This window comes from Paraburkholderia sp. RL18-085-BIA-A (assembly GCF_046027075.1).
In the GTDB taxonomy this organism is placed as follows: domain Bacteria; phylum Pseudomonadota; class Gammaproteobacteria; order Burkholderiales; family Burkholderiaceae; genus Paraburkholderia.
This window is the reverse complement of record NZ_JARESU010000028.1, coordinates 16,513-30,989: the sequence shown is the minus strand read 5'-3', so window position 1 is coordinate 30,989 and position 14,477 is coordinate 16,513. Positions and strand designations below refer to the sequence as shown.

The 14,477-nt window shown below is 59.6% G+C and carries 13 protein-coding genes and 2 pseudogenes; 10 read left to right on the top strand and 5 right to left on the bottom strand.

Annotated features, from left to right (window positions below):
• The first annotated feature begins 17 nt into the window (after positions 1 to 17).
• A complete protein-coding gene (locus tag P0D89_RS20330) occupies positions 18 to 2,006 on the top strand; it encodes a type VI secretion system Vgr family protein (RefSeq protein ID WP_408377015.1) in 1,989 nt (662 codons plus the stop codon).
• Positions 2,007 to 2,013: 7 nt separating this feature from the next.
• A complete protein-coding gene (locus tag P0D89_RS20325) occupies positions 2,014 to 2,568 on the top strand; it encodes a toxin-antitoxin system YwqK family antitoxin (protein ID WP_408361704.1) in 555 nt (184 codons plus the stop codon).
• Between the two features lie 4 nt (positions 2,569 to 2,572).
• On the opposite strand, the gene P0D89_RS20320 is transcribed toward P0D89_RS20325, so the two are convergent.
• Entirely contained in the window at positions 2,573 to 2,968 is a 396-nt protein-coding gene (locus P0D89_RS20320; RefSeq protein WP_408361705.1) for a DUF4280 domain-containing protein, read from the bottom strand.
• A gap of 39 nt (positions 2,969 to 3,007) precedes the next feature.
• The gene (locus P0D89_RS20315) at positions 3,008 to 3,163 is read right to left on the bottom strand and encodes a hypothetical protein (RefSeq protein WP_408361706.1); all 156 of its coding nucleotides are present in this window, start codon (positions 3,161 to 3,163) and stop codon (positions 3,008 to 3,010) included.
• A 224-nt stretch (positions 3,164 to 3,387) separates the two neighbouring features.
• On the opposite strand from P0D89_RS20315, the pseudogene P0D89_RS20310 reads away from it, so the two are divergent.
• The 4 genes and pseudogenes from P0D89_RS20310 to P0D89_RS20295 all read left to right on the top strand — a co-directional run bounded on the left by P0D89_RS20310 (position 3,388) and on the right by P0D89_RS20295 (position 8,382).
• Positions 3,388 to 4,427 (top strand): annotated as a pseudogene (locus P0D89_RS20310) (IS110 family RNA-guided transposase).
• A gap of 509 nt (positions 4,428 to 4,936) precedes the next feature.
• Complete coding sequence (locus P0D89_RS20305; RefSeq protein WP_408361707.1) at positions 4,937 to 5,533, top strand: DsrE family protein; 597 nt, start codon at positions 4,937 to 4,939, stop codon at positions 5,531 to 5,533.
• A 121-nt stretch (positions 5,534 to 5,654) separates the two neighbouring features.
• Entirely contained in the window at positions 5,655 to 6,797 is a 1,143-nt protein-coding gene (locus P0D89_RS20300; protein WP_408361708.1) for a TQO small subunit DoxD, read from the top strand.
• A 406-nt stretch (positions 6,798 to 7,203) separates the two neighbouring features.
• On the top strand, positions 7,204 to 8,382 hold the full coding sequence (locus tag P0D89_RS20295; RefSeq protein WP_408377014.1) for a porin: 1,179 nt from the start codon (positions 7,204 to 7,206) through the stop codon (positions 8,380 to 8,382).
• Positions 8,383 to 8,651: 269 nt separating this feature from the next.
• Here P0D89_RS20295 and P0D89_RS20290 read toward each other — a convergent pair whose 3' ends face one another.
• The 3 genes from P0D89_RS20290 to P0D89_RS20280 form a co-directional block, all read right to left on the bottom strand.
• Positions 8,652 to 8,852 carry a hypothetical protein gene (locus P0D89_RS20290; RefSeq protein ID WP_408367531.1) on the bottom strand — a complete coding sequence of 67 codons (201 nt, stop codon included), beginning with the start codon at positions 8,850 to 8,852 and terminating at the stop codon, positions 8,652 to 8,654.
• Complete coding sequence (locus P0D89_RS20285; protein ID WP_408367532.1) at positions 8,849 to 9,166, bottom strand: FCD domain-containing protein; 318 nt, start codon at positions 9,164 to 9,166, stop codon at positions 8,849 to 8,851. The genes P0D89_RS20290 and P0D89_RS20285 overlap by 4 nt, the downstream gene beginning before the upstream one ends.
• Positions 9,167 to 9,284: 118 nt before the next feature.
• On the bottom strand, positions 9,285 to 9,554 hold the full coding sequence (locus P0D89_RS20280) for a FadR/GntR family transcriptional regulator (RefSeq protein WP_408377012.1): 270 nt from the start codon (positions 9,552 to 9,554) through the stop codon (positions 9,285 to 9,287).
• Between the two features lie 255 nt (positions 9,555 to 9,809).
• On the opposite strand from P0D89_RS20280, the gene P0D89_RS20275 reads away from it, so the two are divergent.
• From P0D89_RS20275 to P0D89_RS20260, 4 genes and pseudogenes are all read left to right on the top strand, one after another.
• A complete protein-coding gene (locus P0D89_RS20275) occupies positions 9,810 to 10,478 on the top strand; it encodes a (2Fe-2S)-binding protein (RefSeq protein WP_408367536.1) in 669 nt (222 codons plus the stop codon).
• A gap of 13 nt (positions 10,479 to 10,491) precedes the next feature.
• Positions 10,492 to 11,499 (top strand): FAD binding domain-containing protein, encoded by a 1,008-nt coding sequence (locus P0D89_RS20270; protein ID WP_408367538.1) that lies wholly within the window; start codon positions 10,492 to 10,494, stop codon positions 11,497 to 11,499.
• A 26-nt stretch (positions 11,500 to 11,525) separates the two neighbouring features.
• A complete protein-coding gene (locus P0D89_RS20265) occupies positions 11,526 to 13,766 on the top strand; it encodes a xanthine dehydrogenase family protein molybdopterin-binding subunit (protein WP_408367541.1) in 2,241 nt (746 codons plus the stop codon).
• 71 nt (positions 13,767 to 13,837) lie between these two features.
• A pseudogene (locus P0D89_RS20260) lies at positions 13,838 to 14,383 on the top strand (IS6 family transposase); the annotation flags it as partial.
• Positions 14,384 to 14,477 lie beyond the last annotated feature (94 nt).

Sequence of the window (14,477 nt, the reverse complement as noted above, 5' to 3'; positions counted from 1 at the left end):
GACTCAACCGTGATGACATGCCCCGTTCCATTCCGACCGACGACACTACTCGCCTCGCGATCGCCGGCGCGCCGTTCGATGCGCTCTTCCCCACCCAGTTCACCGGCCGCGAAGCCATCGGAGCAGTCGCCGAACTGAGCGTGCGCGCCATCGGCGCCACGCCGGCCATCGCGCTCTCTGGGCTCATCGGCCAGCACGCCACGCTCTCGCTCAAGTGGGGCGACATCCCACGCCTCGTCGATGCCGTCTGCACGCGCGCCGCACAATTGCCCTCGACTGTCGACGGTAGCCATTACGCGCTCGAATTGCGCTCGTGGCTATGGCTGCTGACGCTCGCGTCGAACAACCGGATCTTCCAGGGCAAGACCACGCAGCAGATCGTCGAGAGCGTCTTTAGCGGTCACGGCGCGACTGACTTCTCGTTTTCGTTGACAGGCAATTACGAGGCACGCGAGTACTGCGTACAGTACGCCGAAACCGACTTCGCCTTCGTCAGCCGGCTGTGCGAAGAGGAAGGCTGGTTCTATTTCTTCCAGCACGAGAATGGCAAACACACCCTGCTCGTGGCCGACCATACCGATGCTTTTGTGACGTTGCCGGGCGCCGCGACGCTTGCCTACACAGCAGGCCACACTGGTGAGCGTGAGACCGGGCAGATTCTCTATTGCGAACTGGTCGAACACGGCGTGACCGGCGTGTTTGCCAGTTCCGACTACGCGTATCTGACGCCCACGTCGCAACTTTTTTCGCAGGCCGAGGCCGTCCCGGATGGGCCCAAGGTCTACGAATATCCCGGCCGCTATCAGACGAGCGCGGCGGCAGCATCGATCACCAAGCGCCGCATCGACGATTTGCGCAGCGGCGCACGCCAGCTGGTGGGCGAAAGCGATTGCCGCGGCTTGCTGCCGGGATACAAGTTCACGTTGTCCGGCCACGAGTCGAATGACGCCAACACCGAGTGGGTGGTGGCGAGCGTGGTCCATGATGCCAGCCACGATACTTATCGCAACCGCTTCGAGGCCTTCCCCGCGACCATCGACTACCGGCCGGCGCGCACGACGCCGCGTCCCGTGATGCCGACCCAGACGGCAACCGTCGTCGGCAAGGCAGGCGAGGAACTCTGGACCGATCAATACGGCCGCGTCAAGGTGCAGTTCCATTGGGACAGGGACGGCAAGAATGACGAGAACAGTTCGTGCTGGGTCCGTGTCGCGCAACCGTGGGCCAGCAAACGCTTCGGCGCGCAGTTCATGCCGCGCATCGGCGACGAGGTCGTGATCACCTTCGTCGATGCCGACCCGGATCGCCCGCTCATTACTGGCAGCGTCTATAACGGCGCGAACCAGCCGCCCTATACGCTGCCCGACAACCAGACGCAGTCCGGCATCAAGACGAGCAGCTCGAAGGGCAACGCCGGATTCAACGAACTGCGTTTCGAAGACAAGCAGGATAACGAAGAAATCTTCGTGCAGGCGCAAAAGAACTTGAACGTGAACGTGCTGAACGACGCGGCGTGGACCATCGGCCACGACGAAACGCGCACCATTCAGCACGCGCGCACGCATACGGTGAAAGAAGCCGACGACACGCTCGTCGTGGAAAGCGGCAATCGCAGTGCGACGGTGAAGACCGGCAACGAAACCGTCGATATCGCCGGCACCCGCACGGTCAAGGCAGGCGGCGACGAAACGCGCAGCGTTGGCGGCAACCTTGTGCACACCGTGAGCGGGAATTTCACGCTGAGCGTGGACGGCAACCTGACGATCAAGGTCGGCGGCACGCTCACGCTGCAAAGCACCGGCGACCTCAGCGCGAAAACCGACGGCTCGATGAGCCATCAGGCGGGTCTGTCGTTGACCAATCATGCGGGCACGTCGTTGACCAACAAGTCGGACGGCACGCTATCGAACGAGGCGCAAAGCGTATCGAACAAAGGCGCGCTCGAACAGACCGTGGATGGTGGCGGCCTCCTGACCGTCAAGGGCGGCATCGTGAAGATCAACTGAGCCTTACATGACACACAAACCTCGGGACGTGAGCGTAGCGCGCGGCGACTCCGGTGTCGAAGGCACGCTGGTGGACGGGGCGCTCCACGGCGCCGCGCGCATCTACGCGGACGGCGTGATGCTGGCCATCCTGCGCTATGTGCATGGCCGCCTCGCCGGTCCGGCGACCCTGCTCTATCCGGACGGCACGCCGTCCGCGCAACTCAACTACGCCGACGACAAGCTCGACGGCAAAGCGGTGTACTACACGCAGGACGGTACGGTGCAACGTGAGGCGCACTATGTGCACGGTGCGCTGAGCGGCGACAGCAGGACCTATCTGCCCGATGGCAGCTTGCTCGAACACGCGAGATACCGGCAGGGCAAGCTGCACGGCCTCCTCGAGCGCTTTCACGACAACGGCCAACTCGCCGAGCGTCAGTTATATGGCGCGGGCAAGCCGGTCGAACCCGGCGAGCGCTATGCACAGGATGGCCGCCCGCTCGATGCCGACGGCAAACCGTTGTCGCGGTGGCGCCGCTGGTGGCGCATGCTGCCCGGTACGTCGCCCGCGCCGCAATGAGCACTCAGGGCACGAAGGTGGTGACCTGCCCAGGCTGCGCCACCTTGATGACGCCACCCCATGCACAGAGTAGCGTGCCTTGCGCGTCGAGCGCGGGTGCGGGGCCGATCAGCACGGTCGGCCCGCCGCCCGGAATCCATGGCGCGGGGGTGACCGGCACGCATGGCATCGGCGTAAACACGCCGAGGGCCGCCGAGGTGGCGGCGATCACCGCGGGGTTGGCCGCGCTCTGGCACATCGCGAACGGCGTGATATTGACGATCGGAATGGCATCAAGCAGCGTGGCTGCCGGCACGCCGCCGACCAGCGTGCGGTTGGCCGGCAACACATTCAGTACACCGGGGGCGGCGCCGAACGAACATTGCAGCGTGGCGCCCGCGCACACCTGTAGATTTGCCATAATTTCCGCGCCGTGGATTTCTCTGGTAGTAAACTTGCACTAGTCGTTCGCATCAAACAGTCGCTTGTTGAAGCCACCTGCGTTCGAATATTCGCGCAGCGTAGTGTGCGCCACCTTCTTCTTATCGCCGACTGCGCTATACGACATGTCGCGCTCCTCTTCGGGCAGTTTCTCGCCGCGCAGGTCTTTGAGCATTCTCGGTCCCTTCTCTATATTGTGGTGATCCTGCGCGGAGTGGTCAACGGCGGCCACCTGAAAGGATGTCGCTATGAAAGCGCAACAGGTCGTGCAGCAGGACCACTCTTGATGGGCATCCCCGACCTATCGGGTTGTGATGTGATGGACGACTCCCGCTAAACGGCGAGAGATTCATGCCAAAGTGGATGGGTCGTGATGTCCACGGCAAAGGAGCGTTCATCCTGAAGATAGCAACTGTTGGACTGGATCTGGCCAGGAATGGCAGCTTCACGCAGTGGATTCACACGGTCGCCTTGTTGCGCGCAAGCAGTTGAGACGCACAGAAGTACTCCGGTATTTGGCGAAACTTGAACCGTGCGTGGTCGGTATGGAGGCGTGTGGGTCGTTGCACTACTGGGGCCGGGAGCTCGCAAAGCTCGGGCACACCGTTCGCCTGATCGCCCCGCAGTTCGTACGACCTTACGTAAGGAGCAACAAGACCGATGCCGCTGACGCCGAAGCAATCTGCGAGGCGGTACAGCGACCGCATATGCGGTTTGTGCCGCTCAAGACGCAGGCGCAACAGACAATACTTTCACTTCATCGGGCACGTGCCGGGCTGGTCAAGTCACGCACAGCACGGGCCAACCAGATCCGTGGGCTTCTGGGTGAATTCGGTATCGTGCTGCCACAGGGCATCCGGCTGCTGGGGCAACGTGCCATAGAGGCGCTTTCCACGCGTGACCGTGAGTATAGCGAGCCGTTCCGGGCGTTAATCCAGATGCTCGTCGAGCACCTGCACTAACCTGGCAACAAGGTGGCTGAGCTGGCAGGTCGCATCCGCGCGATCCATCGTCGGGATGCGCCCGGTCAACTTCTCGAAACAATACCCGGGATCGGACCGCTTACCGCTTCAGCCCTGGCGGCCTCCATCGGCAACGCCCACGCCTTTCGCAGCGGCCGTGAACTTGCTGCATGGCTGGGTCTGGTGCCGCGTCAGCATTCCTCGGGCGGCACCCCGCGCCTGCCCGGCATCAGCAAGCGCGGCGATACGGCACTACGAACACTTCTGATTCACGGCGCCCGCGCGGTCATCCGTATGGCAGTCACCAGGCCCGAGATGGCTGATTCCTGGCTGATGAAACTGTGTCGGCGCCGGTACAAAAACATCGCTGCCGTGGCGCTCGCGGCAAAGAATGCACGGACAGTGTGGGCCATGCTGATACGAAACCAGACCTATCAGGCTGGCCACGTTCCCGCGCGATCCGGTGTGACGGATTGACAGATCTAGCGTTTGATATCGAAACGGCGTTCACTTTCCAGAGGTTGCTTGAGCAGACTTCAATTCGATGACAGAGCTGTCGGACCGTGGTGGGCCAAACCCGCTTTGCACCAAGGGCAACCAAGCCCGCGGTTCTGATGGGGTACCCATTCGCGGATATTCATCGTGGGCCCGCAGCGAGTGCTGTGAACCGAGCCCGGATACATGGCTGCAACCTCGACCCGATGCCAGAGAACCCGGACCGCTTGACAACAGGGAGTCGTCCATCACATCACAACCCATTGTCCGACATGGCCACCGAGTGCGGAAACTACGAGTTTGTCGTGACGTAAATATGAATGAGCGCGGCATGCATTCGTCGACTTTGGAGGTCTGTCGGCGTGGATGCACGTCGGCTAGCTTGCCATGCACGCGCACTCGACCGAAAAGCGCCAGGGTATGAAAAAGAGGCCATTACAAATTTGTCATGTGTTCGTCAGTTTGACGGCAACGACCAACTGGTATGTTCAATGCGAAGCACGACCTTGTTGAAATCGAATTCAATCATGCACAAAATTAAAACTTTCGCAGCTACGGCGGCGCTCGCTGCCGCTTCGTTGTCCGTCCATGCAGGCACGATGGATGCACCCGACTTCTGGACGACGCCAACCGTTCACGACTACGGCAAGATGCACTTTCTTCCGAACGGTGCTTTCAAGCCGCAGCCGGGTCACACCTACAAGGTGGTCTTCTCGTTGACGCAAGGGGCCAAGAACCCCAATGAGGTGAGTCCGGCGCTTGATCACGTGGCGCGCGCGGTGAATCTCTACGTGGCGTCGGGCGTGCCGTTGAGCAGGCTTAAATTCGTCGCGGTCGCCTCTGGTTCGGCCACATCGCTGGTGCTCGACGACGCGCACTACCGTGCACAGTTCGGAGTGCCCAACCCCAATATGCCGTTGATAGCGGAACTCAGGAAGGACGGCATCACGATCGCGGTGTGTGGCCAGGCGATGGCAGAACACCACTTCGAATATGACTGGATTGACCCCAGAGTGACGCTGTCACTGTCCGCACTGACTACAGTGACAACCCTGCAGCAGGCGGGTTATGCGCTAATGCCACTCTAACCACATACCGCGCGGGATGCACCGCGGGCAGCACACCGGCCGATGTCGCTGTTCCTCGATTCGATACTCTGGGGACCCCGCAATCCTGTGTGGAAAGTCGGCACCGTACGCCCGACGGCGCATGCGCGCCGTGAACTGTCTCCATCAAAGTATCTGGAAATGCATTGACATGGCAACCCTCCCATTAGACGCGACGACTGTCGGTGCCCAGCGTAACGACGCACTTCGGAGCTGGCGCCTGGCCGGTGTCGCTCTGGCTGTCACACGCTTCATACAAGGGTTCATCTATTGGGGCGGTGGCTCACGACGCTTCATCTATGGGCCAAGCAAACTGGATCCGCACGCACCGCACTGGATGGCCTACAAGTTTCAGACGGCGATGCCAGGTGCACTGTTCGGGCTCGACCATCTGATCGCATTTATGCTCCGGCATTTCTACGTGCTTTACGTGGGCGTAATAGTTTTCAGCGCGGTAGAGCTGGTGTTCGGCCTTATGTTGATGGTTGGGCTACTCACGCGTCTGGGGGCACTGGTTTCCATGTTGCTGTCTGTGGTGCTGATGGCACTGTTCGGCTGGCAGGGAGCGACCTGCATCGATGAGTGGACCATGGCCGCCTGCAATCTTGCAATGGGCACGACCTTGTTGCTGGCTGGCGGCAGCGCGTATTCGATAGACAACGTACTGCTTCGGATCAGGCCGGCGCTTTCGGGCAAGGCGTGGTTTCAATGGATGGGAGGCAGTCTGCCGCTACCGCAGAGCGATCGCGCGTTTCGCACCCTCGCGTTGGCGTTGTTCGCCTTTGTCGCGGCGTACAACATTGGCACCTACAGTTACTTCCGCGGTTCCGTGGTGACGCCCTTTCACGGCGGCCCGGTTAGCCCGACCGTTCACCACCTGACGATGCGAGATGGGAAATTGCTGGCGGACGGTCAGGTCAGATTCCACGTGTATCTGGACGCGGGCACGCCCGAAGCGCCGGTTCACGTCGTCGAAGCGGCATTGCTGGGCCCGGATCGGACGGTCATCGAGCGCTGGGATGCTCCCGCTCTGTCGAAGTTGCCTAAGGGCGCGTTCTCCAATGATTTCGCCTACAACCAGTTTGCCGCAGGTCCATACGGCATTCGCGCATCGATGGGGGCAGCCGCAACGATCACGCTGCCACCTGCTCCTCACAGCAACGTGTCGGGTGAGACGCACGTCACTTTGCGGCTGACCGACGTCGATGGCCGATCGTTCACTACCCAATTGGAAAGTTTTCGTTGAGCATTTGGCACTGAATTTTTCAGGCCCAGCCCGCGCTTACGATATCTTTGGTGAAACCCGTCGCGATACATCGTGAGTTACGCCCCAATGGTCCGAGTGCCCGCCAACCAACTGTATCGCCACGCCAGGCAGGATCTCACGAATTTATGAAGGCCGGAGATTGTAATGTCGGCGATGTAGATAACGAAAGGTCTCAGACAGGCTGACCGCCTCCAATCGTCGATGCAAAAGTTTGTACTGTGATCTCGGTATTGACGGCGAACTGTTACCTCGCTCAAGTCAACATATCTGCTACGATTTTGACGGTTAGATTATTGAGGGCGCGCAGGCGGCAAGCGCCTTTTTTTCTGTTATCGCTATATATATTTATATATAACGATAATTGTATATGCATTGGACTCGAATCTTGAAAGCGAAAGTAATTAAGCCATTTTTTTCGGCGGCTGCTTTATTTCTCTGGGCAGGAGCAAGTTATGCACAAAGCAGCGTGACGCTTTACGGCATCATCGATACTGCGGTGATTTATGGGAACAACGAGAATACAGGGAACGGCGTGGGCCGCAGCGGTATCGAGATGAACAGCGGTGGCATCAGTGGGTCGCGATTTGGCTTTCGCGGAACGGAGGATCTTGGCGGTGGACTCGCTGCTATTTTCGATCTCGAGGACGGCTTTTCCAGCGCCAATGGCAAGCTCAGTAATACGGGCGACCTCTTCGGGCGGCAGGTGTACGTCGGCTTGAGTTCGACGCAATATGGGACCGTCACCCTCGGGCGGCGCTACGCATTCATGTCCGAATGGGTGTCGCCGCTGAGCGCCGAGGGGATTGGATGGGGAGGTAATCTGGCCGATCACCCGTTCGATAACGACGATATGATTCGGCATCAGAGCGTCAACAATTCGATAAGATTCGACAGCGTCAATTACAACGGTTTTCAAGCGGGCGGGATGTACGGCTTCTCCAACGAAGCAGGCCAATTCTCTAACAATCGGGCCTATAGCTTGGGTACCCGATACTCGAATGGCCCGGTGTCGCTGGCGGCTGCCTTCGAGCAAGTCGATCGGTCTGCCAGCTCTGCCGACCTGAACACGAACGGCGCCGAAAGCAGCGACGATTCTGTTATTAATGGCGGTCGGGAACAAATCTGGGGTGTCGGAGGAAAATACAGTTTTGGGGCCTCGTCTGTGGGATTCGTATGGACGCATTCGGCCTTCAACAATGTCACCAGCGCGTACGGCGAGGGTGGTGCTTTTCCCAGTGGTGATGACAACAATCTTCGGTTCGACAACTTCGAAATTAATGGCCGGTACTTTGTGACCCATGCGTTGAGTCTTGCAGCGTCGTACACGCTCACCGATGGGCATTTCGATTCAGGGGCCACGCATCTCAGCCCAAAATGGCACGAGGCCATCGCTCAGGCCGACTATTCCTTTAGCCGACGCACCGATGTCTATCTGGAAAGCCTCTACCAGGTAGTTACTGGGGGTGGCAGCATGGCGCTATTTAATGCATCGATGTTCAACGTGCCGCCCTCTGCAAACAATCGGCAGTTGTTATTCGTCATGGGGATGCGGCATCACTTCTGACATTGCGGACGGACGCCCGGTCGTCGCCTTTAAGGAAGCGCTTGTCCTGGGCGCTGACGCTTGCTGAGCGAGAAGAAATCTCGCGCAGCATTCGGAGCACGGCTCTGGTGCGAATAGGTAAGCCGGTCGAGACGTCTCCTACCAACGCGCGGCAAGACATCAGATGAACGCGGTATGTCATCGCGCCGTACTCAAAGGTCGCTTTGCCACATCGCATGGTTGGACTACTACTGGCGCAATAGGAAATGTTACCTGATAAGGATACCTACTTAGGATAGACAGGCACTCTGCTCCGGCCAACTTGACAGATCCATGGTGAGTGCTTCCGCCTTGGTCGGCGGCTCGAAATCAACCTGTGCATCGATCAGCCGCTCATCTGCAAGCGTTATGTCCACGGCAGGCTGCAATTCTCCAGAGCCGGCGTGCTTCTGATCGGAGAGCAATGACGAATCGGAAATTTCCGGGTTCATGAGCGGGACACCTCTGGCACCGCGACAAGGATGAAATTCATGAAGTCGCGGATTGCCTTTTCCGCTATATCGGGAGAGCGGGACTCGATGGCGTCGATCAAGGAGCGATGCGCATCGTAATCAGGTTCAGGAATGTCGACTTCGAGCGTCGATGCGATGGTTTCATTCACTGCAATCGAGTGGAATTCATAAGTTTCAAGAAGTGCGGGATTGTGTGCCGCCTTCAAGATAGCCAGGTGGAACTGATAGTCATCGGCAACAAATCTCGCATTGCCACTTTCGACGCCAAGCCAGTGATCGCGCTTCTGAAGCAACGAGCGCAATTGCTTGAGGTCGCGGGCGTCGCCCGCACAGCCGCAAGGCGCATGGCCTCCACTTCAAGTGCGCGGTGTACCTCGAATTGACTCCGCAGGCACATACGCCGTAACCGCTTTACTTCTGCTGAACGCTCCGTGGCTGATGCCAAAAAGGTACCACCCCCTGTCGCACGTCCAGCAATCCCGCGACGACAAGGCTGCGCACGGCCACGCGCACCGTTCCACGACTGACCCCGAGAAGGACTGCCAATTCGGGTTCAATTGGCAGTTTGTCGCGTACCCTCCACAAACCGCTACGAATACGCTCACGCAAGATATCGGCGACCGAATCGACGAGTGAGACGCGTGCGGCAGGTCTGGTCAAATCGCAGAAATAATATTTCACAGATAGATTGATTGAATCATTCGATGAGTTATAACCGAACCCGACTACCCCTCCGAGATCGATTCGGGCTGCGTCAAAGCGACGCGAGCGGTCGAAAAGAGCGCATAAATACCCCACAAACGCGATGTTTCATCTAGCCGTCAGCTCCCCGCCATCTTGGCGCCACTCTAGCTTTGTATGATCAGCCTAGCGAGTGCCGAACAGCAAACGGCATCCGCATTCCATCGATCCATGGTTCAGCGGAGAAACAGATTCATGAGCAAAGAGTTTCAACAACTGGACGGCGGCGAAGACGACCCAGCGGCGGTGCCTGAACGCCCAACGCGTCGATCTTTCCTGACTCGCGTGGGTGCGGCCGGGGTAGCCATCGGTGCCGGCCAACTTCACTCAGTTGCACTCGCAGATTCTGGTGACACTCATCTCGAACACTCAGCAGCGGCGAACGAGACGGCGGACAGTGCCAATATGCATGTCCGATTGAATGTCAACGGTACGAACTACAACTTGAATATCGATAGTCGAACAACCCTGCTCGACTGCGTGCGCGAGCATCTGCATCTGACCGGAACCAAGAAGGGCTGCGATCACGGCCAGTGCGGCGCATGTACGGTTCATGTCGATGGCAGGCGAGTGAATTCGTGCCTGAGTCTTGCCGCCACCCATGAGGGAGAAGCGATCACAACCATTGAAGGTATCGGCAAGCCCGGCGCGCTCCATCCGATGCAGGCAGCCTTCGTCGAACATGACGGCTTTCAGTGCGGGTACTGCACGTCAGGGCAGATCATGTCCGCTGTCGCGCTTCTCAACGAGCCCTACGGTCACAGCGACGACGATGTCAAGGAAGCCATGAGCGGGAATATCTGCCGTTGCGGTGCCTATTCGAACATCGTCTCCGCCATCCAGCAAATTCGCCGCAAAGTTTAATCGGAGCGCACGCATGCAACCCTTTCAACTAAAACGCGTCGCCAGTGTTGGTCAGGCCATCGGACTGGCGCAGACTGCCGCTAACAGCCAACGAGATGGCGCGTCGATCCGCTTCCTCGCGGGAGGGACGACGCTGCTCGATCTCATGAAGCTTGACGTCGAGCGTCCGACTCAGGTGATCGACATCCATCGCCTTCCGCTCAATCAGGTTGAGGCAATCGACGGTGGTGGCGTGACGATAGGCGCAACGGCACGCAATGCAGACCTTGCGAATCACCCGCTGATCAAGATGCACTATCCGGTTCTGTCTCAAGCGTTGCTGTCCGGCGCGTCGGCCCAATTACGCAATATGGCGACAACCGGGGGCAATCTCTTGCAACGTACGCGCTGTGTCTACTTCCGCGACACCGTCATGCCATGTAACAAACGCGAACCTGGCACGGGCTGTTCCGCGATTGATGGATACAACCGGAACCTCGCCATCCTGGGCACCAGCGAGCACTGCATTGCGACCAATCCGTCGGACATGAGCGTCGCGATGGCCGCGCTCGAGGCCACGATCCACGTCGAAAGCACGCGTGGCAAGCGGGCCATCGCCATTGACGATTTCTTCCTGTTGCCCGGGAGCACCCCCGAACGTGAAACCACGCTGCACTCCGGCGAGCTCATTACCCACGTGACGCTCCCCGCGCCGGTGCCCGGCAATCGCAGCGTCTATCTCAAGCTACGCGACCGCGCGTCGTATGAATTCGCATTGGCCTCCGCAGCGGTCGTCATGAGAGTCTCATCGGGCAGGATCGATTACATTCGGATCGCACTAGGCGGCGTCGGCGTCAAGCCGTGGCGCTCCAAAGAGGCAGAAGCCCAACTGCTCGGACGGACCCCGGACGCCACGGCTTTCCGGGCGGCGGCCGAAGCAGCGTTGCAGTCGGCGCATGTACAAAGCCAAAACGGCTTCAAGGTTGAACTCGCAAAGCGCTGCATCCAGCACACACTCACACTTGCCACGCAAACTGCCTGATGCAACGGTCGTGACGCGGAGAGAATATGCAATTAGCTAGCAACAAAACGCAACCGATAATTGGCGGCGACTTTACTCGAATCGACGGGCCGCTTAAAGTCAGTGGCACGGCAACCTATACCTCGGATGTCAATTTGCCCGGAACGCTCTACGCCGTTCCCGTTTGCGCGACGATCGCCAAGGGGCGCATCACCCATCTGGACACCGCCGCGGCCGCAGGCATGGCGGGGGTACGGGCCGTCTTCACACGCGAGAACATCGGCAAGTTCTATCGCGTCGGCTTTGCGACCGACACGAAAATCGACGAGAAACGCCCGCCGTTCGACGATGACAACATCTACTACTATGGCCAATACATCGCCCTGGTGGTAGCCGATACGTTCGAACAGGCAACTGCGGCGTCGCGAGCGGTGAAGGTGGCGTATTCGTCGAGCCGACCCGATGTCCGCATCGAAATGTCGGCAGAGCAGACACCGAGCGTCGACACGCAGCGAGGCGACGTGGATACCGCGTTCGCGGCTGCCCCCGATGGGCAGAAGCTGGACCAGACCTACACGACACCAATTGAAACGCACAACCCTATCGAACTGCATGCGACGGTGGCCGTGTTCGATGGTACGAGCTACACCTTCTACGAAACGTCTCAGTCGATCGTCAACCAGCGCCTCGTCACGGCGCAGATGCTCGGCGTGTCGCAGGACCAGGTGCGCGTGATCATGAAATACCTGGGGTCCGGATTCGGCGGCAAGCTGTTTCCGTGGTCGCACTCGTTACTCGCCGGCGCCGCGGCCCGCAATCTGATGCGGCCCGTCAAGCTGGTGGTGACCCGCGAGATGATGTTCCACAACGTCGGACACCGTACCAACACGCAACAGCGCATGCGCCTGTCGGCGACGCCCGAGGGACGTCTCACATCGCTCCAGCAAGACTACGTCTACCAGACCGCACGCAAGGAAATGCGTAAGGAAAACTGTGGCGAGACAACGGGATATCTGTATAGCTCGCCTAACCTGCGCGCGACCGCGGCCTATGCGCGCCGGGATATCGCACCGAGTACGTCGATGCGGGGCCCGGGTGCCGTTCCCGGCCTGTTCGCCATAGAATCGGCTGTCGACGAACTGGCCATCAAGCTCAATATCGATCCGGTCCGCTTACGCCTGATCAACGAGCCCGCGATTGACGAAGGTTTGAATGTGCCGTTTTCCTCCCGGCATCTCAAGGAGTGCCTCACCCTCGGCGCCGAGAAATTCGGCTGGGCACAACGCACGGCGGCGGTCGGGTCGATGCGTCGCGACGGCATGGTGGTAGGCTGGGGCGTCGCAGCGGGGTCGTGGGCCGCGAGGCGCCTAGCGGCTGAAATCATCGTCGAGCTTCACGCCGATGCGACAGCGCGCGTGTCGACAGCGACCCAGGATATCGGCACGGGAACTTACACGGTGCTAGCTCAAATGGTAGCCAATGTGACCGGCATTCCGCTCGAACGGATTTCCGTGGTGCTCGGTGACACACGCTTGCCACCCGGACCGATGTCCGGAGGCTCAATGGCGACCGCATCGCTGGTTCCGGCAGCGACGCAGGCGGCGCAAGCAGCGGTCCAGCAACTTCTGGTCGCCGCGGCCGAGGCGGACAATTCGCCGTTTAAGGGGCAGCCGACCACTGAGCTTGCGTTCGACCGCGGCATGGTCTACCGAAAAGGGACCGCACCGGGCGCGGGCGTACCGTTCGAGCGGATTCTCGCACCGGCACAGATCAATATGGTGGTCGGAAGAGGCAGGTCTGGCGCGAGCCAGGACGATCGCGACGCAGCCAAAGTGTCGATCCATTCGTACTGCGCGCATTTCATCGAGGTGACCTGGCAGCCTCAGACAGCACGACTGCGAGTCAACCGCGTAGTGAGCGTGATTGACGGCGGTAAGATCATCAACGCGCGCACAGCCCTAAATCAGATCGAAGGGGCTGTGGTGATGGGCGTCGGCATGGCGCTGTTTGAAGAAACGCACTACGACGCGCGCACCGGAGCGCCGATCAATCGTAACCTCGCCGACTATGTGATGACGACGCATGCTGATGCTCCGAAGATTGACGTGACTTTCCTCGACTACCCGGACCTTGCGTTAAATCCGCTCGGTGCGCGTGGGGTCGGCGAAATCGGCATGGCCGGCATTGCCCCCGCCATTACAAACGCCGTGTATCACGCAACGGGTGTGCGGGTGCGAAATCTTCCAGTTCGGATCGAGGACCTGCTAGCTACGCAGGCCCCCGTGTAACCCGAATGGCTCCGGTGCAAATCGGAGGAGCCGGAAGGTTAAGGTCGGGTTTTGGCGAGCGCGAGCAGCCTGTGAGTAAGCTGGTAGACATCGACAGGCTGTTCAACGGGCGCCACTTCGACCGTGACGTCATCGTCCCGTGTGTGCGTTGATATCTGCGCTACAAGCTCAGCTTTCGAGACCTCGTTGACATAGTGGCCGAGAGCCGGCTGTCGCTGGCGCACACTACGATCATGCGCTGGGTCAAACGCTTCCCGCCGCAGTTCGTCAAGCGCTGGGATCGGTTTGCAAAATCTGCGGGTCTTTCATGGGGAGTCGACGAGACGCATGTGAAAGTCCGTGGCCAATGGGTCTATCTTTACCGTGCAGTTGACCGCGCAGGAAAGGCGGTCGACTTCCGGCACAGCGCCAGGCCCGATGTCGCTGCGGCGAAGGCCTTCTTCGCGAAAGCGATCAGGAGTCAAGGGCTCGCTCCGAAGACAATCACGCTGGACGGTTACACTGCGTCTCACCGCGCGGTGCGTGAAATGAAGGCGGACCAGTTTCTGCCCGCGGACACGACATTGCGATCGTCGAAGTGTTTGAACAACCTGATCGAGCAGGATCATCGCAACATCAGCGGGGATGCCGCCTATCTGGCACAGCTGCTGCGTCTGGGACTGTTGCCTGAAGGCTATCACCGAAAAGCTTTTGTGCGCGCCAGCTGCGACA